Below are 21,965 nucleotides of genomic sequence, written 5' to 3'. Positions count from 1 at the left end.
TTATTGTTGCGGGGCAGTGGGGGCGGCTTGTTCGACTTCGGCAAGGAAGGCTAGCAGGCTGCTGTTGAAATGTTCGGGTTGGTCCAGCGGTGTGGCGTGGCGCGAATCTTCAATCACCAGCAGGCGCGCATTGGGCAGCTCATCTACATATGCTTGCTTCTGCGCCACCGGGGTGTAATCGCGATCGGCCGTGACCACCAGGGTCGGACAGCTGATCCGCGCCAGGTGTTCCCGCACACCCCAGCCGATAATCGCATCCAGGCTGGCCAGGTAAGCACGCTTGTCGTTCTGCGGCCAGCGCACCAGGATCTTCTGCCGCAGCTCTTCCTGCTCCGGCTTGGGGAACAGAAGTTTGCCCAGGGCCTTGGCAATGGTGTCGAGGCTAAGCAGGCGCGACAGGCTCCAGCGCTTGGCGATCTCGATATAGTCGCGCGGGCTTTTCGCCTTTACTTCCGGGCCGCTGTTGACGATACACAGGCTCTTCAGCAGTTCGGGGCGATCGACGCCCAGTTGAAAGCCGATCATGCCGCCCATGGAAATACCCACCAGATGCACCTGCGGCAATTGCAGGTACTCGATCAGCGCCGCCACATCCTCGGCAAAGCCCTGGATGCTGTAGCGCTCACGGGGTTTGTCCGAACGGCCATGGCCGCGCACATCGAGGGCGATTACTCGGTAATGGCGGGCCAGCTCGGGTATCTGGTATTCCCAGTCGCGGGTGCTCGAACCGAGGCCGTGAACCAGCAGCACCGGCGCGCCATGACCGTATTCCTCGTAGTGCAGCTGGCAGTCGTCGTTATTGAAATAGGACATCTGCTGGACTCCTTATCAGGCCGGGGGCAGGGGCGCAGCAAAGGCTGCATTTAAAGGGGCGGCATCGAAGCGCTGGATCAGCTCGACGAGAATCTGCGTGGCCGGGCCCAAGGGTTTGTCCTTGTTCGAATAGAGGAGGAACAGTGGATTACGGTTGCCACCTTGTTCCAGTGGCAGGGGTTTGAGCAGGCCGTCCTTGAGTTCGCGCTCAATCATATGACGCGGCAGCCAGGCAAAGCCCAAGCCGTTGCTGACAAAGGTGGCGGCGGTGGCCAGGCTGCCGACGGTCCAGCGCTGTTCGGCGCCGAGCCAACCAGCGTCCTTGGGTTGCTGACGGCCTGAGTCGCGAGTCACCACCTGCATCTGTGCTTCCAGGTCTTGAAACGTCACCACCCGCTGTAGCCGGTGCAGTGCATGATCAGGGTGAGCCACGGCGACAAATTCCACGGTGCTCATTTCCGCGCCGAGAAAGCCGGGAATATTCAGCGCGCTGATGGCCAGGTCGGCCATGCCGTCCTTGAGCACCTCTTCCACACCGGACAACACCTCTTCACGCAGGCGCACGCGGCAGCCACGGCTTTGCGGCATAAACGCTGTCAGCGCGCGCACCAGGCGGGCGTTGGGGTAGGCGGCATCGACCACCAGGCGTACTTCGGCTTCCCAGCCCTGTTCCATATGGTGAGCGAGGTCTTCCAGCTGGCTGGCCTGTTTGACCAACTGCCGCGAGCGGCGCAGCAGCACGTCACCGGCTTCGGTCAGTACTGCCTTGCGTCCGTCGATGCGCAGCAGCGGCACACCCAGTTGCTCCTGCATACGTGCCACGGTGTAGCTGACCGAGGATTGCGAGCGGTGCAGCACCTCGGCCGCCTGAGCAAAGCCGCCATGATCGACAACCGCTTGCAGGGTGCGCCATTGGTCGAGGGTTACGCGGGGGGCTTTCATAATCGATTCCCGTACTTAGGGTGCAAATACCCACTCAATCAACCTAAACTGGCCGTCTTTTGCCGGAGACTGCCCTGATGAAAAAGCTCTGTTGTGCGCTGCTGGCCTACTTGCCGCTGACTGTTATGGCCTACCAGATCGAGCTGGAGAAACAGCTCAATGGTGCTGAGGTCTCGGCCACCACCCAGGAAATTGACCACAACATGGCCGCCGTACAGCTTTACAACTACGGGCGCAGCGACGCCAAGTGCACGGCTGTGTTTCGCAGTGGTCCCGAGGCGCCACGTACCCGTAAGGTCAGCCTGACAGCGGGTGAAAGCAGCAACCTGACGGTGAAGTCGACTCGCAGCATCATCAAGTTACGGGTCAAACTGACCTGCGAACTCATCTAGTCAGTACTGGACCCCAACAGCCCAGAGACTAAGCCTGGGTTGGCTATAAATCAAATTATTAGATTGTTTGGCGCAGGTATTTGCGCTTTTTAATCGGATTGTGCGCTCCTATTCTTTGTCCATCGACGTTCAACAACCCTTCGATGGAGCAAATAACATGGCAAACGTCCTGGTAATTGAAAGCAGCGCCCGTCAGCAAGGTTCGGTTTCGCGTCAGCTGACTGCACAATTTATCGCCAACTGGTCGGCTGCCAACCCGGTCGATCAGATCAAGGTGCGCGACCTCGCGGTGGATCAAGTGCCGCACCTGGACGCCAACCTGCTGGGCGGCTGGATGACCCCCGCTGCGCAGCAGAGCGAAGCAGAGCAAGCGGCGCTGGCGCTGTCCAACCTGCTGACTGACGAGCTGCTGGCCGCCGATGTGCTGGTGCTAGCTGCGCCGATGTACAACTTCGCCATCCCCAGCACTCTGAAAGCCTGGCTCGACCACGTACTGCGCGCCGGCGTCACCTTCAAGTACACCGAAACTGGCCCGCAAGGCCTACTCAGCGGCAAGCGCGCCTTTGTCTTGACTGCTCGCGGCGGCATCTACGCCGGCGGTACTCAGGATCATCAGGAACCCTACCTGCGCCAGGCGCTAGCCTTTGTCGGTATCCACGATGTCAGCTTTATCCACGCCGAAGGCCTCAACCTGGGTGGCGAGTTCATGGAAAAGGGCCTGAATCAGGCTAAGGCGCAACTGGCCCAGGCCATCTGATTTCCCGCTGCAACCTGCTCTCCTGGCGTCCGGTGCTCCTGGGCGTCTCTGCCCGCTCTGCTGATGCAGTGCGGGCTTTTTTATGGCCTGCATTTCTGCGCTGTACGGTTGTTTAAGTGCCTAGCTGTGCCGCTTTGTGGCTGTGGTCTTAACTACAAGCCAGGCAAGATGCTGAGGTCTGATTGAGCATGGTGGTGTGATGCAGCTGTCTGGGCGCGGTGTGGCGCTGTCGATTATTGCCTCGGGGCTATTTGCCCTGGTGCCCGGCTATGTGCGGCTGCTGGCGCCGCTCGATGGTTTGCAGGTGTTTGCCCAGCGGGTGCTGTGGTCGATACCGGCGGTGTTGCTGCTGATCACCCTGTCGCGGCAATGGCCGATGCTGCTCGCCGCCTGCGGCCGTGTGCGGCGCGAGCCGTTGCTGTTGGCCAGCCTGCCATTGGCTGCGCTGTTGATGGGGATTCAGTGGGCGCTGTTTGTCTGGGCGCCGCTGGCGGGGCGCATGCTGGAGGTGTCGCTGGGCTACTTTCTCCTACCGCTGGCGATGGTGCTGGCCGGGCGGGTGTTTTATGGCGAGCGGCTGCGGCCGTTGCAGCGCATGGCAGTGTTCTGCGCGTTGCTCGGCGTGGCACATGAGTTGTGGCTGACCCAGGCGTTCTCCTGGGTGGTGATGGTTACGGTGCTGGGTTACCCGCCATATTTCATGCTGCGCCGCTGGATGCGTCTGGACGCCTTGTCCGGCTTTGCCTTCGAGATGCTGTTTATGGCCCCGGTGGCGATCTGGCTGGTGCTGCAGTGGAGCCCGCCGCAGTTGTTTACCCAGGCGCCGCAGCTGTGGTGGCTGCTGCCGGGACTGGCGATCCTCAGCTCCCTGGCGTTTGCCGCGATGATGGCCGCTAGCCGTTTACTGCCGATGGGCCTGTTCGGCATTCTCAGTTATGTCGAGCCAGTGCTGCTGTTCCTAGTGGCGCTGCTGTTTCTTGGTGAGCAGTTCAATAGCGCGCAATGGCTGACTTATCTGCCGATCTGGTTGGCGGTGCTGCTGGTCGGCTGGGACAGTGCGCGGCTGTTGATCAAGCAGGCGCGACAAGGCTTATAGGAAGACATCCGTCGGGCTTCCGGTTGGAGCTGACCGCTGGAGAACAGTGCAATACTGACGCCCAGCAGCTAGGGCGCCAGACTAACTACCCGCTTATCGCGCAGGCCACTGCGGTCTGCGAGCTGCCTACCCGCCGGAGGCAGAGAGGGAAAAGTTTTCTGACGAGCTTCAGTCCAGCACGTTCTGCAGAATCTCGTAAATCAGCCCCGTAGCCAGGGTCACTAGCACCACGTCTGTGCCAACTTGCTGCCATTCGTAGCCTTCGTAGTGCGGCAGCTGGCCGAGCAAACGATTATCGAAGCGCTTGGCGATGCCGGGTGGCAGCGGCTTACCGCGCGCCAGGTTCTTGCGGATGCCCGGCGGCAGAGACTGGGTCGGGCCTATCAGCGAGCGGTTGTCACCAAGGACGATACGCACACGACCGATATCGATGCTCGGGCCGCGCAGGTCAATCTGTACATCGCCATCGCCACCATGCTTGTCATGCTTGTCGTGTTTGGGGGCGGCGCTAGCACTGTTCAATGCAAGTGCCAGGGCCAGGCTGGTGACGGTTAGCAACAAGGAACGGTACATGGCGTTACTCCGCGAGTGGCTAGGTCAATAGCTACTGCAGCCATTGGCTGCGCTTCCCTCAGTGTGGCCCAGAATCAGTCTGCTTGGCGGGTGTTGCGCTGTCATCGCGCCCTGCCAGCATGCGCAGAATGGCATTGAGCAACATACCGTAAAGTGGCACGAACAGTAGCAGGCTGACGACGAGTTTGACCCCGTAATCAACCGTGGCGATTTCCACCCAGTGCTCGGCCATAAACGGGTTGCTGCTGTTCCAGAAGGCCACCGAGAAGAACGCATAGGTGTCCAGCAGGTTACCGAAAATGGTCGACACGGTGGGTGCTACCCACCACAGCGACAACCGGCGCAGGCGGTCGAACACCTGGATATCGAGGATCTGCCCCAGCACGTAGGCAAGGAAGCTGGCGATGGAGATGCGCAGAACGAACTCGTTGAACTCCAGTAATGCGCCGAAGCCGCGAAAGCTGGCTTCCTGGAACAGTACCGAGACGATATAGGAAATCAGCAGTGCCGGCAGCATCACCCGGGCGATTACCAGGCGCGCCGTGCGTTTGCCGAGCAGGCGAACTGTCAGGTCGGTTGCCAGGAAAATAAACGGGAAGCTGAATGCGCCCCAGGTGGTGTGCCAGCCGAACAGGGTGATTGGCAGCTGCACCAGGTAATTACTGGCGATGATGATCAGGATATGGAACAGCACCAGTGCAACAAGCGCATTGCGCAGGCGCTGGGGGGAGGTAAGCAGCATGACGGCACCTTTTTGCTGAATGGGGTTAGGGAACCCATGCCATCCGGGATTGAACGGCGGCGCGCATTCTACCGGCGCGACGCGGTGCTTGCGTAGTGGCCTGACGGGAGGCGTCGATCTGTGCCGTTGCAGCGCCCAGTTGCAGGGCTGCAACTAGGCTACAGGCGCCGTTGGCCAGGCCGTTCGGGCTTTTAGCCGGCAGAACCGGTAATCTATGCCGCTGTATTGCTGATTTTTTGTCGAGGTATACCCGTGTTTTCCCAATTCGCCCTGCATGAACGCCTGCTCAAAGCCGTGGCCGAGCTTAATTTTGTCGAGCCCACCCCGGTGCAGATGGCGGCCATTCCGCTGGCGCTGCAAGGAAAAGACCTACGGGTTACTGCGCAAACCGGCAGCGGTAAGACCGCAGCTTTTGTGCTGCCAATGCTCAATCGCCTGCTCGGCGATGGCGCTTCCCAGCCACGCATGAGCGTGCGCGCGATGATCCTGCTTCCGACCCGCGAGCTGGCGCAGCAGACCCTCAAGGAAGTCGAGCGCTTCGCTCAGTTCACCTTCCTCAAAGGCGGTCTGATCACCGGTGGTGAAGACTTCAAGGTCCAGGCTGCCATGCTGCGCAAGGTCGACATCCTGATCGGCACGCCGGGTCGTCTGATCGAACATGCCAACGCCGGCAACCTGCTGCTCGATGAAGTCGAAGTGCTGGTGCTCGATGAAGCTGACCGTATGCTCGACATGGGCTTTGCCGAGGACGTGCAGCGTTTGTCCGAGCTGTGCAATCCCGACCGCCAGACCCTGTTGTTCTCCGCCACCAGTGGCGGCGCAGTGCTGCGCGAAGTGGTTGGCAAGGTGCTGAAAGAGCCTGAGCACCTGCAGCTCAACCGCGTCAGCCAGCTCAATGAAGGCACCCGTCAGCAGATCATCACCGCTGACCACAACCATCACAAAGAGCGCTTGGTCGAGTGGCTGCTGAAAAACGAGACCTACGACAAGGCAATTATCTTCACCAATACCCGGGTTCAGGCTGACCGCCTGTATGGCAAGTTGGTCGCCCACGACTTCAAAACCTTTGTCTTGCACGGTGAGAAGGACCAGAAGGATCGCAAGCTGGCCATCGACCGCCTCAAGCAGGGCGCGGTGAAGATTCTGGTGGCCACCGATGTGGCGGCTCGTGGTCTGGATGTTGACGGCCTGGATTTGGTGATCAACTTCGATATGCCGCGCTCCGGCGACGAATACGTACACCGCATCGGCCGCACCGGCCGTGCTGGCGCCGAAGGTCTGGCGATCTCTCTGATCTGCCACAACGACTGGGCGCTGATGTCGAGCATCGAACGCTACCTCAAGCAGCGTTTCGAGCGCCGCAATATCAAGGACCTCAAGGGCATCTACCAGGGCCCGAAAAACCTCAAGGCGTCCGGCAAAGCGGTTGGCCCGAAGAAGAAAAAGATCGACCCGAAAACTGGCAAGAAGCTCGCCACGAAAAAGCCGGCAGCCAAGGCACCGAAGCGCAACACCATCAACCGGCCGAAACCCGACGCACCGGTGCTGGTCAGCCAGGACGGCCTGGCCCCGCTGAAGCGCCGCACCCCAGCGGCTGAGTAAGCCAATGGTGTTGCGGCTGGGTCTGTTTGCCGCGCTCGCTGTGGCCGCGCAGGCGCAGGGCGCGGTGCACAAATGTGTGCAGCCTGACGGTGTGGTGCTCTACAGCGATCAGCCCTGCAGCATTGCTCACAGCAATCTGGCCTTGAGTGTCAGCGACTACGCCAGCTACCCGCCGTTACTGCAGGGTGTTGCGCAGCTTTGGCACGAACGGGTTCAGCCGTTGCTGGTCGGGGTCGATGTGCTGTCTGTGCTCGCGCTGGTTTACGGGCTGATGAGCCTGATCTGCTTTATCGCCTACTACCGCGACAAACAGTTCGCCATCAAAGGCCAGCAGCGCACACCCGAGGCGCGCCTGCATCTGTATGAGTTATTGGGCGGCTGGCCCGGCGGGTTGCTGGCGCAGCGGCTGATTCGCCACAAGAACCGCAAGCTGAGCTATCAGCTGCTGTTCTGGTTGATCGTCCTACTGCACCTGTCCCTGGCGGGGCTGGTGCTGTGGTTGATCAATACGCCAGCAGGCGGCTGAAGACAGCGGGCTATCCGCCGTCTGCCGCTTGATCCTTACTTCGGTACGATCAAGATCTTGCCATCGCGCTCGCCACTGGCGGCGGCTGCTACGGCCTGCTTGATCTCGCTGACGTCATAGGTGGCAGCAACGCGGGTGTGTAGCTTGCCGCTGGCGATCAGCTGTACCAACTCACCAAATACCTTCATTTGCTCGGCCTGGCTGGCGTTCTGGAACCACTTGGCCAACCAGAAGCCGCGCAGGCTGACATCGCGAAACACGAAGGACGCTGGCGATACCTGGCACGGCTGGCGGCTCATCATGCCGTAGTTAACCAGCACACCGCCTTCGCACAGGCTGGCGGCCAGGTGATCGGTCGCTTCGCCGCCCACGGCATCGATACCCAAACGCACGTCTGCGCCGCCAGTGGCTGCGCGCACTCGCTTGGCCAAGTCCGGGCCGTCGACCAGCACCACGTCACCGCCTTCGGCCTCAACGCCGGCCACTGCCGACTCACGGCGTACCACGTTGATGGTTTTGAAACCGCGCAGCTTGGCCAGCTGGATCAGGTAGCTGCCGACGCCTGAGTTGGCGGCGTTCTGGATCACCCAATCGCCGGGCTTGAGCTCGACGAATTCACTGAGCATCAAGGATGCGGTCGGCGGGTTTACCGTGAGCATCGCCAGTTGTTGCGGATCAGCTTCCGGCAGCGGGATCAATTTGTTCGCCGGCGCATTCAAATGGCTGACCCAGGTGCCGCAGCCAACCGGCAGCAACACCATCTGGCCGACCTTCAGGTTGCCGACCTCGGCGCCTAGCGCTTCTACCCGGCCAACACCTTCGTTGCCGCCAATCGCTGGCAGCGGCGGCAGCATGCCGTACTCACCTGTCAGGGTAAGTACATCCGACGGGTTGATCGGCGCAGCCAGCACCTTGATGCGCACCTGGCCGGCGCCAGGCTCTGCTAGCTGCACGGCAACGGCGGCGATTGCTTCCTGAGGAACGGGCCCGCGGGTTTGGTACTCGGCTTTAAGCATGGGAATTCTCCGGTTGAGGTTGAACAAAGTGGCTGAAGTCTAGACCGGAGTGGCCACGGTGCGACGAATCCTCCGTTATCGATCCGGGTGATCGGCAGCGGCCGAGTAAAGCGGGTGATTGCTAGTTCTAGTTGTCTTGCATCACACCGCCGGCTTCTTCCAGCATCCTTGATGCGCTGGTCGTAGCCTTCGCAAGCGTTTTCCATCTCGTCAGAGGAAGTCTCGGGTGAGGTTTCCTTCAGTTCTGCGCGCAGCTGTTCCGCACGAGCAGGACCTTTTTTGGTGATCTCTGCGACTTTGGCTGCGAGTTGCCTGGCTTTAGCGATCGCCTCCTCGGAACTACAGGAGGCGTAGGCCGTGCTTTGGGCAAATAGAGCGAAGGTAGCGCAAAGGCTCAGAGCGGTTTTACTGGGCAGAATGATCCTCATGGCAATGTCCTTGCGGGCGAACGACCTGACCTGTTCGGTTGAGTGCGGCTGTCCGGTGAAAGCTCAGGCTATTCATGCGAGTGCTGGAGCTACAGCTGGCCCTGACGCGCGCTGGCGCAGCTTTCTATTGCCAGCTGGTGGCCTTCCGTCAGAGCGGATGACTGCTGTGGGTGGGGACCTGATTCAGGCTGTGCTGCCTTGGGTGATTCAGCTTCGCGTCGAACCTAAGCGGGCCTGGGCGGGTCCGAAATTAAGAGGGCGGCGTGTAATGAAGCCCTCGCGCTTGCCATTGGGTTCAGCGCAACGCGAATGGGAGAGAACGATATGTCTTATAACTGGGATCTTATCGAGCGCTTGCTGCAGGAAGTGCAAAGTTCCGCTGGCGAAAATTTCGCGCCCCGTGCTTATGCCGAGGAACTCGCCCAGGAACTTGAGCGTGCAGGTGAGCACACCAACAATTTGGATGCGTTGAAAGCACAGGCGACGGAGTATGAATCGCTGTTGCTCGGCGCTGGCTTTATCGAACCGCGACCCGAAGATGAGGGCGGTAACGGCGAGAATTTCGTACTGACGCAACGAGGCCTGCAACTGCTCAGCATGATCGACAGTAGCATTCCTGGGGGAGAGCATTCCCGTGAGTTGCTTGACGACCAGGGCCAGGCTGCTTTGTCGCCGGAGGTTTTTGCCGATACGGCGGCTAGAGCTAACCTCGTTTAACGACTGTTGGTAAGGCCTGCTCAGCGGTTAGATCGCGGCTGTGCGATCAGGCTTTCACCTTGCGCTGAAGCTGGCTGGTGCGTGGTCTAGGCTCTAGTGCTTTGATGCGTCTCCGAGCTGCGCGGTTGGCAGTCAGTTCTGCGCATAAAGGCTTCCCACTGCGCGGCAACTGGTTTGCCGGAGTAGCCTGCGGCACCTGAGAGCTAATTACGATTAATCGAACTCCGCGATAGAGCAATGCATAGCCATGCTATAGCCGGCTATGCTGGGCGCTGGTTCAACTCGGGTATCGCTATGAAGTGGTTGTGGGTCTGTTGTTTGTTGTCATGCAGCCTTAACGTGTCGGCGCAAGCCTTGCGCGTAGGCTTTGGCACGCACAAACCGCCATATGTCTTTGAGAATGAAGCGCGTGGGCTGGAGTACGACATTGTGATGACTGCCGCGCAACGCGGCGGGCTGGAGCCAGTGGCGCATTACGCGCCGATGGAACGGCTAAACCTGATGCTGAGCAAGGGCCAGCTTGATGTTATTGCGACCACCAATGAGCGCAGTGGTGGTTCGATTTATTATTCAGACGTATATATCCGCTACCAGAATGTCGCAGTTGCTTTGCGCTCGCGAAATCTGGATATCCAGCGCATCAGTGACCTGGTTGGCTACTCGGTAAATGCCTTCCAGCGTGCACGCTTTTTGCTCGGTAGTGAGTTTGAGTCCATGGCTGAAAACAACCCGCGCTACCGCGAGGAAGCCTTCCAGATTGCCCGCAATCGCATGCTCTACAGCGGCCGGGTGGATGTGGTAGTGACGGATATGCGCATCCTGCGTTACTTCAATCGTGAGGTGTACACCCAGGTTGATGTGACCCAGCCACTGGCCCTGTATCCGATTTTTGCGGCCACTGACTACAAACTGGGTTGCCGTCTGCAGGCTCATTGCGAGCGCTTCAATCAGGGTTTGGCAGCCATTCGCGAAAGTGGCGAGTACACAACCATCGAGCGCCGTTACGCAGTGTACTGACAGGTGACTGGCGACCGTCCGTGCCTCAACTGCTTATGGCGTGGGTGCAGCCTTGTCGAGAATTTCCTGAGCGGCCAACAATTCCTCTTCGGTCGCCAGTGGCTTACTGCTGACGCTGAAGTCGACAATCTCAATAGCGCCCTGACCCTGACCCAGTAGGTGGAAGGAGAACGCCTTGCGCGCTTGTGGGTTGTCGAAGGTAAAGCTGACTTCGACTGGTTGGTCTCGGGTCAGCAGCGGCAGCTGCGGGATCGCCAAGTCGACGTTGCGGTCGTACTCCTTGGTTTTCAATTGCAACGTGGCGCCCTTTTTATCCATGCGCAGGGCACGGATTTTCAGGGTTACGGTGGTCTGCGTGTCCTTGCCCAGGGTCAGGTACTGCGCGCCCACCAGGTTGTCGGCCCAGTCATCACTGACGCTGGGTTTGAGTTTGACCGGCCGCTGGTTGGCAAACTGGTAGCGTTGCTCGGCCTGGCCGCCGTTGCTCAGCGATTGGTCAAGCAAGGCCGCCTGCTGGCTGATCAGGCGCGCTGGTTTGCCACTGAAGCGGCCCAGGTAACGTGCGCTGTCGGTAATAAAACCAGGGCTGGCATAGCGCCGACAGACATTCTGGAAGTCGCATTCGGTGAGCGTGCCCTTGCCGTCATGCTGACGCAGCAGGCCATTGGTGTAGGAGATGATCTCGCGGCCCGTGGCGTAGTCACGCAGCAATGAGCGGCCGGCGATATTGGTCGGCACTGGAAAAGCGAAGTAGTCGAGCACCGAAGCGGTCAGGTCGACATGGCCATATACGCCATGTTTGAGGGCTGGCAGCTGTGCCTGCTCTGGGGCCAAAAGCAAGTTGAAGCCCCAGGCCGAAGCCAGGCGTACGTTCTCCAATCCGTGGGATTCATCCGAGGTAACGATCACCAGGGTGTCTTTCATCACGCCCTGTTTTTCCAGTGCGTTGAGGAAGTCGGCGACGGCATCGTCCAGGTAGGCAATTGCCGCCAGTTTGGCGTTGGGTTGACGGTCCAGGTAGGCCTGCGGAGCGGAGTAGGGCTGGTGTGTGCCCACGGTCAGCAGGGTCAGCATCCAGGGTTGGCGCTTCTTGCGCAGCTGTTGCACGTAACCCAGCGCGCCTTCGAAGTAGGCCTTGTCGTCCATACCCCAGGGAAATTCGATATAGGGCTTGTTCTTGAACCAGTCGCGGCCGAGGGTCTGGTCGAAACCCATCTGCGGCATGATCTGGTCTTTGGCCATAAAGCGCAGTCCGGCACCTTGCAGGAAGTGCGTGCTGAGGCCGCGTTCACGCAGTTGTGCGGGCAGGCACTGACCGCTGCGCGCCGCGTTGTTGAGCAGCTCAACGCCTTTCGGGGTGCCTGAGTCGAGTTTGTTGTAGTCGCCGCAGAGCATGGCGTAGAGGCCGCGGATGGTCTGATGGCCATGCAGCACGTAATCAGTAGTGAGCATGCCGCGCTCTGCCCACTGGCTCAGGCGTGGCATCGGATCTTGCTCGTAGCTGCTGCCGATTGCCTGGCGGCTAGCTTGCAGGTAGGCGCCGGTTACGCCTTCGAGGGTAATGATCAGCACGTTGCGGGCGCTGCCAGCCTGCTTGAGCAGCGGCGTGCCGTTCAGGTCGAGCTGGTTCAGGCCGCTGATATTCGGTGGGCTGCTCGGTTCATCCCCCGCCAGCCAGTCGGCTAGGTGTTGCTGGGCGCTATTGGTACTTTCCGCCAGCAGCTTGTGCGGCAGATTGAACTGCAGCCATTGGTCCGCTTCGCTGGGTTTTAGTTGCTGGCCGACTGTGTGCAGGGCAAAGAGTGATAGCGGTAACAGCAGCCAGGCGCGTGATAGCGTTGCCGCGCGGCATGGCGTTTGTAAGCTGCGCAGGCCCAGATAGAGCGCCACCAGTCCGGCCATGGCCAAGGCCAATAGCGGCTGGCTTAAGCCGCTGCCCTGAGTCGAATGGCTTAGGAACTGTGCGTCGCCCAGGTATTGCAGGTCGGCCGGTTCCGGCATGCGTCCCACCGCATTGACGAGCTCGGCGGTGCTCAGGGTAAAGATGCACCAGGCCAGCAGCAGGGGGATGCTCAGCAGCCAGGAGCGTTGATAAAGGAGCACCACCAGCAAACTGCCGATTGCCAGGTCAGACAGATAGCCATAGGCATGCGACCAGCCCAGCGTGTAGCGGCTGAGTAACGGCAGGGCGAGTAATAACAAACCGAGGGTAAGCAGGGTGCTGGAAGGCTGTCGCAGCCAATTGCAGGTAACGCGCACGGGTACTCCTGGGGCGATTGCCATCGTTCAGCAGTGGCAATGCCGAAACAGCCGCAAGATGCGGGCTGACATGATTCTGAAACAAGGTTGTGCTAAGCGCCAGTGGGCGGGGCGTAAAAGGGCAAAACAACTGCTGTTGGGATGAGGGCGGACACGGGGGCGTGGGAGGGGTTATGCACTGGCCAGCGCCTTGTCATTGCGAGCAAAGCGCTGCATGGCCAGAAAGCGTTACTTTTTGCCGATGGTGATCTGCTTGGTGGTGCCGTACACCTGGCCGCTGACGCCTTTGGCAATTTGCTGAATTTCCCCGCCGGATTTCAGGAAGGCTTCGATTTGTGCGTCGATCGAGGCGCTGGTTTCCACGGCTGGAGCCGGCTTGGGTTTGCTGTTGGATGCTTTTACGCGCATGACGGCCATTAACCTATCTCAAAAATTAATTTGGCCGCGCATAATACTCGAAATGCTTGACAATTGCTTGATAAATAAAGCTCGGATGTAACGGTGTGCGGTGAAATTATTCTGTAAATAGTCTGGGTAATTAGCGGATATACCAGTAAGTGATTGTTTTAATAAGGACAGATAATTCGTGTTGGCGTCATATCTCGTGGCCTGCCCCATCGGTCGGATTGCCCCGTCAGGTCACCAGGCGGGCGCCGTGCGATGGCCGGTAGGCCGAGAAATTAACAGACGAGTCGGCTAGAATGCGGGCCTGGTAATGAGGGTAGGGCATCATGGCGGTAATTGGACGAATGAATAGTTTGCAGGTCGTGAAGCACACCGACTTCGGCCTGTATCTGGATGGCGGCGCGGATGGCGAGATTCTATTGCCCAAACGCTATATTCCGAGTGATACCCCAAGTGAAGTGGAAGACTGGTTAAACGTCTTTATTTACTTGGACAGTGAAGACAAATTGATTGCCACCACGGAAAAGCCAAAAGTTCAGGTAGGCGAATTTGCCAGCTTGAAAGTTGTGGATATAAACCGGGTGGGCTTGTTCCTTAATTGGGGTTTGCCGAAAGATTTATTGCTGCCGCACTCCGAAGAAAAACGCCCATTGCAGATCGGTGATTACTGCGTGGTGCATGTATTTCTCGATAAACGTAGCAAACGTATCACCGCCACCGCACGCCTGGACCGTTACCTGGACAACGTGCCGGCCAACTACACGGCGGGTGAGGAGGTCGACCTGCTGGTGGCCGAGTCCACCGATATGGGCTTCAAGGCCATCATCAATGGCAAGCACTGGGGCCTGATCCACAAGAATGAGCTGTTCAAGTTCGTGCGCAGCGGCATGCAGGAAAAAGGTTTTATCAAGGAAGTGCGCGCCGACGGCAAAATCAGCCTGAGCCTGCAAGCGGTTGGTCAGGAAGCCGCCAGCAGTCTGGGCGAACAGATTTTGGCCAAGTTGCGCGAGCACGATGGCGTACTCAAGGTGAATGACAAAAGTTCGCCTGAAGAAATTGCCGGGCTGTTTCGGGTCAGCAAGGGCAACTTCAAGAAAGCCATCGGCGGTTTGTACAAGCAGGGTCGCATCGTGATACACGAAGACCGTATCGAACTGCCGAGCAAGTAAGTAGCGGCGCGATGCATTTATGGCGCACTGCATTGCACAACTGTGCGCCGAGCATTCTGCAGTTGGCTTGCTAGGCTTGGGGGACGGCTTGAGTCGCGTTGCTAGTGATGTGCTGCGCGACTTAAGCAACAACTTGCCGGTGTAGCTCAGTCGGTAGAGCAGCGCACTCGTAACGCGAAGGTCGTAGGTTCGATTCCTATCTCCGGCACCATTTAAATTGAATCATATAGCCCATGCGTACTCATGTTGTAGCATGGCTATCACGTAAGGCCCGCCTAGTGCGGGCTTTTTCGTCTCATGTAGTCCATGCAGTTCACCAAAGCGCTTGCTGTCCGAGTACCCTGTAAAGTACCTTTATATCGTTCAATAATCTATGGGTACTCGGTATGCCTTTGACGGTCTTGCAAGTGAAGAACGCAGCGCCTCGCGAGAAGGATTTCGGTCTTGCTGATGGTGGTGGACTATTCCTTTGGGTTCGTACGGCTGGCGGGAAATCCTGGCGCTTTCGCTTCCGTCTGGATGGCAAGCAGTCGCATATATCACTCGGCACTATAGGCAAAGTAACGCTCGCACAGGCTCGCCAGTTAGCTTCGGATGCTCGCCAGCTTGTGGCGCAAGGTAGGCATCCGGGGCTTGAGCGCAAGACCATTCTGACTAATGCGGCTATGGCTCGTGCCAATACTTTTAAGGTTCTCGCGCTGGAGTGGCATCAGCACAAGACGCCGCGCTGGTCGGTGGGATATGCCGAGGACGTCTTGGAAGCCTTTGAGCTGGACATCTTTCCTCAAGTGGGGAGTCTGCCTTTAGCCAACATAAAACCAATGCAGTGGTTGCAGGTCTTTCGCCGTATTGAAGCGCGAGGGGCGCTGGAGAAGCTGCGCAAGGTTCGACAACGCTGCCAGGAGGTCTACCGTTTCGCGATTGCCACGGGGCGCGCAGATTACAACCCCATAGCGGACGTTGGTGGGGCGCTTCAGACCCCGACCTTAAGGCACTATCCATTCTTACCTATCGCTGAAATCCCCGATCTTATACGCCGCGTTAAGGCCTGTCCGGGTAACGATATGGTGAAGATTGCTACTCACCTTTTGATTCTGACCGGAGTGCGTACGGCTGAATTGCGGTGTGCACCTTGGTCAGAGTTCGACCTCGACCGAGAGCTTTGGCAGATACCTGCATCGCGCATGAAAATGCGTCGTGCTCATCTAGTCCCGCTCTCCAAGCAAGCTGTAGCGATGATGCGTGAGTTGGAAAGCATTACTGGTGGCTACACACTGGCGTTCCCTGGGCGTAATGATCCTGCTAAACCCATGTCCGAGGCTGCCATTAATCAACTGCTTAAGCGCTCTGGCTACGATGGGCGTGTCACCGGACATGGATTTCGTCACACGATGTCTACCGTTCTGCATGAGCAGGGATACCCCAGCGAATGGGTGGAAACTCAATTGGCGCATGTGGACAAGAACAGCATTCGAGGTACATACAACCACGCTCAATACTTGGACGGTAGGCGTGGGATGCTGCAGTGGTATGCAGATCAGCTGGAGCTCATTGATCTGGGTAAGGGTAATTCGGTCGGCCAGGGTGAAAATCATGAAGCGAACTGAGCCGAAACTGAGGCCTCTATTGCGCCTCAGTACCCTTATTGACGAGCTCCGAGCTGAATCTGCGTGTAGCAGCACTACAGCGGCTTATTTTTTCAATACTACCTTTCAGGCTATCAAGGACTCCACTGATGTAGCTTATGTGATGCCGCTTAATGTTTGTTGGGTAGGCCAATTGAATAGTTCCAAAACTAAAGGAAGTGATGCGGTTTTACTGCAGAGTCTGATTAAGTACTTCGAGTCAAGGATGTCCCCGTTTTCCACTCCAGAAGACTTCGTCTGTTTTATTGGTGCTCAAGCAAGCGTGCCGGATCATCTGATCTATTTTGACCGCGATCAATTCGCTCAACTTATCAGGCAATCGGGGTCAGAAGTTCCAGGCTTTCTTGAGACCAAGGCAAATATGGAATCGAAACCTGACAGCGATTCGATGGACATTCGACAGTGGAAAAATTCGCGCAAAATTGCGCGTTCACTCATAGAGATTCTTATCGCAGCGTCTCGGCATGATGGAGACAAGATACGTCGCTCTGCTCTTCAGCTTGGGCAGAAGGGACAGCCTTACACTGATGCGAGAATTTTGATGGAGATAGCTGAAACACTGGGGCTCGAAATGCCCAGAAAGCTTGATACCTTGGTCAAATTTATTTCTTCGCCAGAAGGGGGGGACGAGTAAGCCTATTCCGTTAAGTAGTTATTTATTCCTATTGGAACAAAGCTCACAGCTCGTGCCATTTAATCCATAGCCATCCAATCCAGTCTCGTGGAGAAATCGATGGCTACTCAATTCGTTACGCCAGCCCTGCTGCGAATTAAAAGCGTTTGCGTGCTCGTCGGGCTCAGTAGAGCTCAAATCTATAGGCTCGTCCGGTCTGGTGAGTTCCCTCCGCCTGTCCGTCTGAGCACTAAATCAGTTGCATGGCCATCTGAGCATGTGAACGCCTGGATTTCCCAAAAAATTAACCCTTCTCAGGGCTGATTCAATGTCGTCCCTGAGAACACGCATCCTTGCTGAGGCTCGACCCGGCGAGTCCTGGCTAGAGGCAACCACTAGGCTGCAGGCAATAGCGGAGGAGGGCGAGCGAGTCGATTGCTTTGTTTCGTCCGAGGGGGTTTCAACAAAAGACAACCGTCATTTTATGGATGTTGCGCTGTTTCGCATGTCCAAACGTGAAAGACGTGCCGGAGAGGTCATCCGCTACGACTTGCCAGATGGATACATCGAGGTAAAGGCGGGGCCAGATGGTATGGCGACTATCTGGGACTACGACGTCGTGCTCATGCTTATTTCGCATTTGACCGAGGCGATGAATCTATATCGGAGCGGCCGAGGTGCTATGCCTGGCCGTTTTTTTACGCCACACGTCTCGGATATTCTGAGGTTCTGTCGACGGGGCGATGGCGGTAATCAGGCGAGAAGGATTGAGTCAGCCCTAGATAGACTCAAGGGCACAACGGTTAAAAGCGTGCGAGAGCGTCCCTCGCGCGATGGCAAAGGCATGGCACGAGAAGTTAAAAGTGAAAGCCTTATTGGTGGCTATCTGGTGCTTTCACAGACAGACAGCGGCAGGCTCGATCGAGTTGAGATTGAGGTGCCGAACTGGATATACAGGGAGGTGATCGATAGTCATGGGGCTGCAGTCCTTACTGTAAGCCAAGCCTACTTTTTGATTGATTCCGCAATCGGCCGCTTCATCTATCGTTTAGCTCGACGTGCAGCGGGAAATGGCAGCGCGCGTTGGGGGTTTAGAACAATCTATGAGCGAAGTGGGGTGACCTCATTCAGGGAGTTCTGTCGCATCCTGCGCTGTCTCATAAAATCTGGAGACCTGCCTGACTATCATTTATGCGAAGAGGCGGGCCAGTCAGGGCCACAGCTGATCATGACTCGCATAAGCACAACTCCACGCTCCCATTAATGATTGATTCGATGCAAGCCAAGCCAGCCTGTGGATAACCCGTACATTGCCCACCGCGCTCCGTACATTACCCACCGACTCCCGTACATTACCCACGTCGTGAAAGTTTAAGTTATTGAAAAATATCAGTTTTAAGTAAAATAACCTGTCTAAATCTTTAAAATATGTAAAACATATTTAAAACGTGGTGCGTGAATGCATGACGATCTGCTCATCTCGAATCCTCCGACGACGCCAGGTCTTCATTGGTGGTGGTATGGGGCGATTATTTGTTTATCTGCTGTTTTACTCGGGGACTTCCTCGCCATTGTCGCAAAACAGTTGGGTGTTCCTAATTTTTTGGTTGATGTGTCGAGGCTGGCAGGCACTGCTCTGTTTCTGTGGGTTTTTCGACAAACACACCCCACTGATCCACCTTTGTGGGGACTGCCACGCTTCCGGCATCTGCTTGGATTCGGCTTCCTCTGTTGGCTACTGAGATTGTTCTGGACGAACGGGTTATTGTTTCCTGAGTTCGAGTGTGCAGAAAATAGACATAGCCTCTCTGGTTCGAAGCCTTATTTTTTTTGGCTTACAGTCGTTGTGGCGCCAGTCTTCGAAGAGGTGTTTTTCCGGTTCTTTTTGCTGCGTGCTTTCCCGTACGCACGCTCATTTAATTGGGCGCTTTTCTCTGTAATATTCACGTCGCTACTTTTCTCTGCTGTCCACATTCATTACTCCTGTGCTGTCTCATTCATCAGCCTATTTCTTATGGGGGTTTTGTTTGCTTATGCGCGGATTTTGAGCGGTGGTCTGGCGTTGCCGGTCCTGCTACATGCAGCGTTTAATGCCAGTGCATTTATCTGAGCCTCGAGCATGAAAATTCACCTGCTATCAGACCTACACAATGAATTCAGCCGTTTCGTGCCTGAGGTGCTAGATGCTGACGTAGTCATTTTGGCCGGTGATATCGATGTCAAAAATCGCGGGGTGGATTGGGCAAGGCAAACCTTTCCTGGCCCCGTTTTATATGTGCCAGGCAATCACGAGTTCTACGGCGGCCATCTGAGCCGCACACTAGAAAAAATGCGTATGGCTCAGGATGATCGAGTGCGGGTGTTGGATCGAGATGAAGTCATCATTTCGGGTGTGCGTTTCCTCGGCGTGACCACCTGGACCGATTTTTCAGCTACCGGCAATCAGCCGTTGGCAGTGATGGTCGCTCAGCAACGCATGAGCGACTTCCGTCAAATCCGAACAGATAACTATCGCCGAATCCGGGCCGCTGACCTGATCGAACAAGCCGCCCTGGCGAGGTCCTGGCTACGTTGCAAGCTGAGCGACGGGCACGCTGGCCCGACAGTCGTAATCACGCACCACGCGCCTCTGCTGCAGTCTCTACGTGAAAATCCGCACTCAGGCACTCACCTGGACGCGGCATATGCGAATCACTGGGATGATCTGATGGGTTACGACCAGGTTGCGCTTTGGCTTCACGGGCACTCGCACGTAGCGGCCGATTACAGTGCCGGCGGTACCCGCGTTGTTTGTAATCCGCGCGGATACCCAGGCGAGCAGACAAACTTTAATCCAGGCCTAGTGATCGATCTGTACGATTCGTAAACCGTTCATGTCCGCCTGGTGAAATCAGGCCAACATCTGTAAGCACCTCCCGAGCTGCCCGCAGTGTCGACTGTGATCTGGGCCATGCCAATGCAGGGTCTATGCAGGTAGGATTCGCCGCTGGATGCCTGATCGAAGGAACGATGAAATGAGTGGGTACGTAGCCAATGATAGAGGGAAGCGGCCCGCCCCGGTGATCGAACCCTACAACGGCGATTTTGACAAACAACCCCCGCGCCCTTTGGTTCTGGCTAAACAGCCAAATAACACCCCTGAAAAAGCTCTACCGGTCGGTTGTGTGTTTGCCAAGTCTTGCAACTTGCCGGATGGCGTAATCAATCACAACAACCCCGGTGGATTCGTCCCGCTTGAGCAGCTGAAGGACTATGGCGACTGGGCCGTTTTGGGTACCGGTACAGCCATCAGGGCAGGCGGCACGCCCCTGCAGCTGATAGGTAGCTCGACTGCTGCAACCACAATCGCCACCCGCTTGGGCGGTGCCTTGTCCCTGGGGTTGATCGAAGGGGGCGCAATGATGGCGGCCGGCGCGGTGCTTGGCACCATCGGCATGCTACTGCCCAACACTACCTCGGCCGACAGCGCGCTCTACACCAGAGAGCAGTACCACGCCCTCACCTTGGGGCGTACTCGTGTTCGCTTGCATGTCCAGCAGCTGTCGGCGGACACAATCAACGCCTACGGCTTTTACACGGGTCGCAAGCCGGAATGGGAGACCGCACAGGTCATCGCTGCCACCCCGCGTGGTGAGCAATTTGTGGCCGACCTGGGGCAGGGGGTCGAGGTAATTTGGACGCCGGCAGCTGACCCAAACGAGCTAGGTATCCCAGCGCTTGAAGGTGCGCCCCAACTACCAGCAGTGTGGATTTATCCGCCCACAGAGCAATCCAATATGGCCCTGGTCAACCCGGTCCATCCGCCCGACTACCAGGACGCCATTATCTGGTTCCCGGCAACGGATATTCCGGCGATCTATGTAGTGCTCAGCGTTCGTAATGAACCTGGCGTCGTCACCGGGCAAGGCCAGAATGTGACTGGGATATGGTTGGCGGGGGCCGGTAAGGAGTTGGGTGCACCAGTGCCTTCGCAAATAGCCGATAAGCTGCGTGGTCGTGAGTTCTCTCGCTTCGACGATTTCAGGGAAGCTTTTTGGACGGAAGTGGCTGCAGACCCTGAACTAAGCAGTCAGTTTTCTGCTGCTAACAGAAGGGTGATGCGCGGTGGTTCCTCCCCCTTTGTGCAGGAAACGGAGGCAGTAGGGGGGCGGAAGGTGCATGAGCTGCACCACATCGAACGAATAGTTGATGGTGGGGCAGTTTACGACGTAGATAACCTCAGGGTTACCACCCCTAAAAATCACATTAATATTCACAGTTCAAGGTAAGGGGGGGGCTATGGATTTCCTTAGTAAACGCAGCATTGAGGACTACACAGAGGCGGAATTTATGCTGCTTTTACGTGAGTTCTTTGAGGATACCAATGGCCTAAAAGGTGCGGCTCTAGAGTCCCATCTGAGCCAGCTCACTGATCATTTCGTGGGTATTGTGGGTCACCCTCAGGGCTCTGATTTGATCTTTTATCCTGGCCTGGGCGTCGATGACAGCCCGGAAGGAGTGCTATCCGAAGTGAAGAAATGGCGCCATGCCAATGGCCTGCCAAGTTTCAAGGCAAGCTAAGCCACCCATCGTAGTTTCCGATTGCGCCATGCATGTACCTGACCGACATACCGCCTGTTGTAACTACTTGGATGGCATTAAAGCGCGATCCCGTGCTGCGCTCGTATCAGTAGCTGATCCAGCTCCTTCAGGCGGCCGGCGTCATACAGGTCGCGCAGTGAGTGGCCGTTCAATTGCGCCATGGGTTTGTTCAACCAGCGGATGGCTTTGTCTGCTGCACCGAAGAAAGTGATCACGCGGGCCTGGTAATCAGTCCAGCTGCCGAATTGGCGAATCTGCTCTAGGCGCTCACGCAGCTGCCATTCTTCGGCGTAGGCGAAACCTGTCGTGTGGTCGCACAGCACTAACCTGGACGGCGAAAAATAGTGCGGTGCGTAGTCGTCCAGGGCGATCCACTGTGCTGCTGGATCGTAGCCATCAAGCCAGGCCAACGCCTCGTATTGGCGAGCGCCAGGACGGGGCTCATAGCCCGGCACAGCGGTAGCGCCAATAACTCGGTCGCGCAGGCCGACTGGGAAAATGGCACGCATATCTTCTAGGCTACGCGTGAGCCGCCATGTCGAGCTGATGACGATCAGAACCTCTGGGAAGTCCTGCAGGACATTGGCCAGCCTGGGCAGGCAGCATAGAGGCTTACGCTCGTGCTCAAGGAGTGGGTGTAGAACACCATCAACATCTAGAAAGAGGATCAC

The 21,965-nt window shown here is 57.3% G+C and carries 23 protein-coding genes, 1 tRNA gene and 2 pseudogenes; 18 read left to right on the top strand and 8 right to left on the bottom strand.

Features of this window, described 5'->3' with window-relative positions; translation table 11 throughout:
• Both ACIGEK_RS17885 and ACIGEK_RS17880 read right to left on the bottom strand, forming a co-directional pair.
• On the bottom strand, window positions 1-813 hold the full coding sequence (locus ACIGEK_RS17885; protein ID WP_397494610.1) for an alpha/beta fold hydrolase: 813 nt from the start codon (window positions 811-813) through the stop codon (window positions 1-3).
• A gap of 15 nt (window positions 814-828) precedes the next feature.
• A complete protein-coding gene (locus ACIGEK_RS17880) occupies window positions 829-1,755 on the bottom strand; it encodes a LysR family transcriptional regulator (protein WP_397494609.1) in 927 nt (308 codons plus the stop codon).
• Between the two features lie 77 nt (window positions 1,756-1,832).
• On the opposite strand from ACIGEK_RS17880, the gene ACIGEK_RS17875 reads away from it, so the two are divergent.
• The 3 genes from ACIGEK_RS17875 to rarD all read left to right on the top strand — a co-directional run bounded on the left by ACIGEK_RS17875 (window position 1,833) and on the right by rarD (window position 4,000).
• Complete coding sequence (locus ACIGEK_RS17875) at window positions 1,833-2,147, top strand: 3-phosphoglycerate kinase (RefSeq protein WP_397494608.1); 315 nt, start codon at window positions 1,833-1,835, stop codon at window positions 2,145-2,147.
• A gap of 157 nt (window positions 2,148-2,304) precedes the next feature.
• On the top strand, window positions 2,305-2,904 hold the full coding sequence (locus ACIGEK_RS17870; RefSeq protein WP_394234116.1) for an FMN-dependent NADH-azoreductase: 600 nt from the start codon (window positions 2,305-2,307) through the stop codon (window positions 2,902-2,904).
• 199 nt (window positions 2,905-3,103) lie between these two features.
• Window positions 3,104-4,000 carry an EamA family transporter RarD gene (gene rarD / locus ACIGEK_RS17865; protein ID WP_394234114.1) on the top strand — a complete coding sequence of 299 codons (897 nt, stop codon included), beginning with the start codon at window positions 3,104-3,106 and terminating at the stop codon, window positions 3,998-4,000.
• Between the two features lie 168 nt (window positions 4,001-4,168).
• Here the strand turns inward: rarD and ACIGEK_RS17860 are convergent, their stop codons facing one another.
• The gene (locus tag ACIGEK_RS17860; RefSeq protein ID WP_397494607.1) at window positions 4,169-4,573 is read right to left on the bottom strand and encodes an anti-virulence regulator CigR family protein; all 405 of its coding nucleotides are present in this window, start codon (window positions 4,571-4,573) and stop codon (window positions 4,169-4,171) included.
• Window positions 4,574-4,631: 58 nt separating this feature from the next.
• Window positions 4,632-5,315, bottom strand: coding sequence for a 7-cyano-7-deazaguanine/7-aminomethyl-7-deazaguanine transporter (locus ACIGEK_RS17855; protein WP_397494606.1), 684 nt, complete (start codon window positions 5,313-5,315; stop codon window positions 4,632-4,634).
• Between the two features lie 252 nt (window positions 5,316-5,567).
• Here ACIGEK_RS17855 and ACIGEK_RS17850 point away from each other — a divergent pair, with 252 nt between their 5' ends.
• The 3 genes and pseudogenes from ACIGEK_RS17850 to ACIGEK_RS17840 all read left to right on the top strand — a co-directional run.
• Window positions 5,568-6,917 (top strand): DEAD/DEAH box helicase, encoded by a 1,350-nt coding sequence (locus ACIGEK_RS17850; RefSeq protein WP_397494605.1) that lies wholly within the window; start codon window positions 5,568-5,570, stop codon window positions 6,915-6,917.
• 4 nt (window positions 6,918-6,921) lie between these two features.
• Window positions 6,922-7,023 (top strand): annotated as a pseudogene (locus ACIGEK_RS17845) (hypothetical protein); the annotation flags it as partial.
• Window positions 7,024-7,173: 150 nt separating this feature from the next.
• Window positions 7,174-7,443: pseudogene (locus ACIGEK_RS17840) on the top strand (DUF1294 domain-containing protein); the annotation flags it as partial.
• Window positions 7,444-7,478: 35 nt separating this feature from the next.
• Here the strand turns inward: ACIGEK_RS17840 and ACIGEK_RS17835 are convergent.
• On the bottom strand, window positions 7,479-8,459 hold the full coding sequence (locus ACIGEK_RS17835; protein ID WP_397494604.1) for a zinc-dependent alcohol dehydrogenase family protein: 981 nt from the start codon (window positions 8,457-8,459) through the stop codon (window positions 7,479-7,481).
• Window positions 8,460-9,211: 752 nt separating this feature from the next.
• On the opposite strand from ACIGEK_RS17835, the gene ACIGEK_RS17830 reads away from it, so the two are divergent.
• Together ACIGEK_RS17830 and ACIGEK_RS17825 are read left to right on the top strand one after the other, a co-directional pair.
• Entirely contained in the window at window positions 9,212-9,604 is a 393-nt protein-coding gene (locus ACIGEK_RS17830; RefSeq protein WP_397494603.1) for a transcriptional regulator, read from the top strand.
• A gap of 237 nt (window positions 9,605-9,841) precedes the next feature.
• Complete coding sequence (locus ACIGEK_RS17825; protein ID WP_397494602.1) at window positions 9,842-10,621, top strand: substrate-binding periplasmic protein; 780 nt, start codon at window positions 9,842-9,844, stop codon at window positions 10,619-10,621.
• Between the two features lie 33 nt (window positions 10,622-10,654).
• On the opposite strand, the gene ACIGEK_RS17820 is transcribed toward ACIGEK_RS17825, so the two are convergent.
• A complete protein-coding gene (locus ACIGEK_RS17820) occupies window positions 10,655-12,880 on the bottom strand; it encodes an LTA synthase family protein (RefSeq protein ID WP_397494601.1) in 2,226 nt (741 codons plus the stop codon).
• Window positions 12,881-13,108: 228 nt separating this feature from the next.
• Window positions 13,109-13,297, bottom strand: coding sequence for a hypothetical protein (locus ACIGEK_RS17815; RefSeq protein WP_169852821.1), 189 nt, complete (start codon window positions 13,295-13,297; stop codon window positions 13,109-13,111).
• Window positions 13,298-13,611: 314 nt separating this feature from the next.
• On the opposite strand from ACIGEK_RS17815, the gene ACIGEK_RS17810 reads away from it, so the two are divergent.
• The 10 genes from ACIGEK_RS17810 (at window position 13,612) to ACIGEK_RS17765 (ending at window position 21,273) form a co-directional block, all read left to right on the top strand.
• A complete protein-coding gene (locus ACIGEK_RS17810; protein WP_397494600.1) occupies window positions 13,612-14,454 on the top strand; it encodes a S1 RNA-binding domain-containing protein in 843 nt (280 codons plus the stop codon).
• A 135-nt stretch (window positions 14,455-14,589) separates the two neighbouring features.
• Window positions 14,590-14,665, top strand: a tRNA-Thr gene (locus ACIGEK_RS17805).
• Between the two features lie 175 nt (window positions 14,666-14,840).
• The gene (locus ACIGEK_RS17800; RefSeq protein WP_397494599.1) at window positions 14,841-16,061 is read left to right on the top strand and encodes a tyrosine-type recombinase/integrase; all 1,221 of its coding nucleotides are present in this window, start codon (window positions 14,841-14,843) and stop codon (window positions 16,059-16,061) included.
• Window positions 16,048-16,734, top strand: a complete 687-nt coding sequence (locus ACIGEK_RS17795) for a hypothetical protein (RefSeq protein WP_397494598.1) — start codon at window positions 16,048-16,050, stop codon at window positions 16,732-16,734. Before ACIGEK_RS17800 ends, ACIGEK_RS17795 begins: the two co-directional genes overlap by 14 nt.
• 99 nt (window positions 16,735-16,833) lie before the next feature.
• A complete protein-coding gene (locus tag ACIGEK_RS17790) occupies window positions 16,834-17,037 on the top strand; it encodes a helix-turn-helix transcriptional regulator (RefSeq protein ID WP_397494597.1) in 204 nt (67 codons plus the stop codon).
• A 160-nt stretch (window positions 17,038-17,197) separates the two neighbouring features.
• On the top strand, window positions 17,198-17,977 hold the full coding sequence (locus tag ACIGEK_RS17785) for a replication initiator protein A (protein WP_397494596.1): 780 nt from the start codon (window positions 17,198-17,200) through the stop codon (window positions 17,975-17,977).
• 195 nt (window positions 17,978-18,172) lie between these two features.
• The gene (locus ACIGEK_RS17780; RefSeq protein WP_397494595.1) at window positions 18,173-18,823 is read left to right on the top strand and encodes a lysostaphin resistance A-like protein; all 651 of its coding nucleotides are present in this window, start codon (window positions 18,173-18,175) and stop codon (window positions 18,821-18,823) included.
• A 9-nt stretch (window positions 18,824-18,832) separates the two neighbouring features.
• Entirely contained in the window at window positions 18,833-19,579 is a 747-nt protein-coding gene (locus ACIGEK_RS17775) for a metallophosphoesterase (protein WP_397494594.1), read from the top strand.
• A gap of 148 nt (window positions 19,580-19,727) precedes the next feature.
• Window positions 19,728-20,981 (top strand): S-type pyocin domain-containing protein, encoded by a 1,254-nt coding sequence (locus tag ACIGEK_RS17770; RefSeq protein WP_397494593.1) that lies wholly within the window; start codon window positions 19,728-19,730, stop codon window positions 20,979-20,981.
• A gap of 10 nt (window positions 20,982-20,991) precedes the next feature.
• Entirely contained in the window at window positions 20,992-21,273 is a 282-nt protein-coding gene (locus tag ACIGEK_RS17765; RefSeq protein ID WP_397494592.1) for a bacteriocin immunity protein, read from the top strand.
• A 77-nt stretch (window positions 21,274-21,350) separates the two neighbouring features.
• Here the strand turns inward: ACIGEK_RS17765 and ACIGEK_RS17760 are convergent, their stop codons facing one another.
• Window positions 21,351-21,965: an HAD domain-containing protein gene (locus ACIGEK_RS17760; RefSeq protein ID WP_397494591.1), complete on the bottom strand. Its 615-nt coding sequence runs from the start codon at window positions 21,963-21,965 to the stop codon at window positions 21,351-21,353.

The sequence above is a fragment of the Pseudomonas sp. NPDC079086 genome (assembly GCF_044542155.1).
Taxonomy (GTDB): Bacteria; Pseudomonadota; Gammaproteobacteria; order Pseudomonadales; family Pseudomonadaceae; genus Aquipseudomonas.
Note: the sequence above shows the minus strand (reverse complement) of the source record. Positions and strands in the feature narration are given on the sequence as shown.

What these genes read in the sequence shown, in the direction of transcription:
- ACIGEK_RS17810 (WP_397494600.1), top strand. Translation starts at nt 13,612, where the DNA reads ATGGCGGTAATTGGACGAATGAATAGTTTGCAGGTCGTGAAGCACACC.
- ACIGEK_RS17765 (WP_397494592.1), top strand. Translation starts at nt 20,992, where the DNA reads ATGGATTTCCTTAGTAAACGCAGCATTGAGGACTACACAGAGGCGGAA.
- ACIGEK_RS17795 (WP_397494598.1), top strand. Translation starts at nt 16,048, where the DNA reads ATGAAGCGAACTGAGCCGAAACTGAGGCCTCTATTGCGCCTCAGTACC.
- rarD (WP_394234114.1), top strand. Translation starts at nt 3,104, where the DNA reads ATGCAGCTGTCTGGGCGCGGTGTGGCGCTGTCGATTATTGCCTCGGGG.
- ACIGEK_RS17780 (WP_397494595.1), top strand. Translation starts at nt 18,173, where the DNA reads ATGCATGACGATCTGCTCATCTCGAATCCTCCGACGACGCCAGGTCTT.
- ACIGEK_RS17830 (WP_397494603.1), top strand. Translation starts at nt 9,212, where the DNA reads ATGTCTTATAACTGGGATCTTATCGAGCGCTTGCTGCAGGAAGTGCAA.
- ACIGEK_RS17860 (WP_397494607.1), bottom strand. Translation starts at nt 4,573, where the DNA reads ATGTACCGTTCCTTGTTGCTAACCGTCACCAGCCTGGCCCTGGCACTT.
- ACIGEK_RS17790 (WP_397494597.1), top strand. Translation starts at nt 16,834, where the DNA reads ATGGCTACTCAATTCGTTACGCCAGCCCTGCTGCGAATTAAAAGCGTT.
- ACIGEK_RS17775 (WP_397494594.1), top strand. Translation starts at nt 18,833, where the DNA reads ATGAAAATTCACCTGCTATCAGACCTACACAATGAATTCAGCCGTTTC.
- ACIGEK_RS17880 (WP_397494609.1), bottom strand. Translation starts at nt 1,755, where the DNA reads ATGAAAGCCCCCCGCGTAACCCTCGACCAATGGCGCACCCTGCAAGCG.
- ACIGEK_RS17885 (WP_397494610.1), bottom strand. Translation starts at nt 813, where the DNA reads ATGTCCTATTTCAATAACGACGACTGCCAGCTGCACTACGAGGAATAC.
- ACIGEK_RS17855 (WP_397494606.1), bottom strand. Translation starts at nt 5,315, where the DNA reads ATGCTGCTTACCTCCCCCCAGCGCCTGCGCAATGCGCTTGTTGCACTG.
- ACIGEK_RS17870 (WP_394234116.1), top strand. Translation starts at nt 2,305, where the DNA reads ATGGCAAACGTCCTGGTAATTGAAAGCAGCGCCCGTCAGCAAGGTTCG.
- ACIGEK_RS17785 (WP_397494596.1), top strand. Translation starts at nt 17,198, where the DNA reads ATGGATGTTGCGCTGTTTCGCATGTCCAAACGTGAAAGACGTGCCGGA.
- ACIGEK_RS17875 (WP_397494608.1), top strand. Translation starts at nt 1,833, where the DNA reads ATGAAAAAGCTCTGTTGTGCGCTGCTGGCCTACTTGCCGCTGACTGTT.
- ACIGEK_RS17815 (WP_169852821.1), bottom strand. Translation starts at nt 13,297, where the DNA reads ATGGCCGTCATGCGCGTAAAAGCATCCAACAGCAAACCCAAGCCGGCT.
- ACIGEK_RS17770 (WP_397494593.1), top strand. Translation starts at nt 19,728, where the DNA reads ATGAGTGGGTACGTAGCCAATGATAGAGGGAAGCGGCCCGCCCCGGTG.
- ACIGEK_RS17825 (WP_397494602.1), top strand. Translation starts at nt 9,842, where the DNA reads ATGCATAGCCATGCTATAGCCGGCTATGCTGGGCGCTGGTTCAACTCG.
- ACIGEK_RS17800 (WP_397494599.1), top strand. Translation starts at nt 14,841, where the DNA reads ATGCCTTTGACGGTCTTGCAAGTGAAGAACGCAGCGCCTCGCGAGAAG.
- ACIGEK_RS17835 (WP_397494604.1), bottom strand. Translation starts at nt 8,459, where the DNA reads ATGCTTAAAGCCGAGTACCAAACCCGCGGGCCCGTTCCTCAGGAAGCA.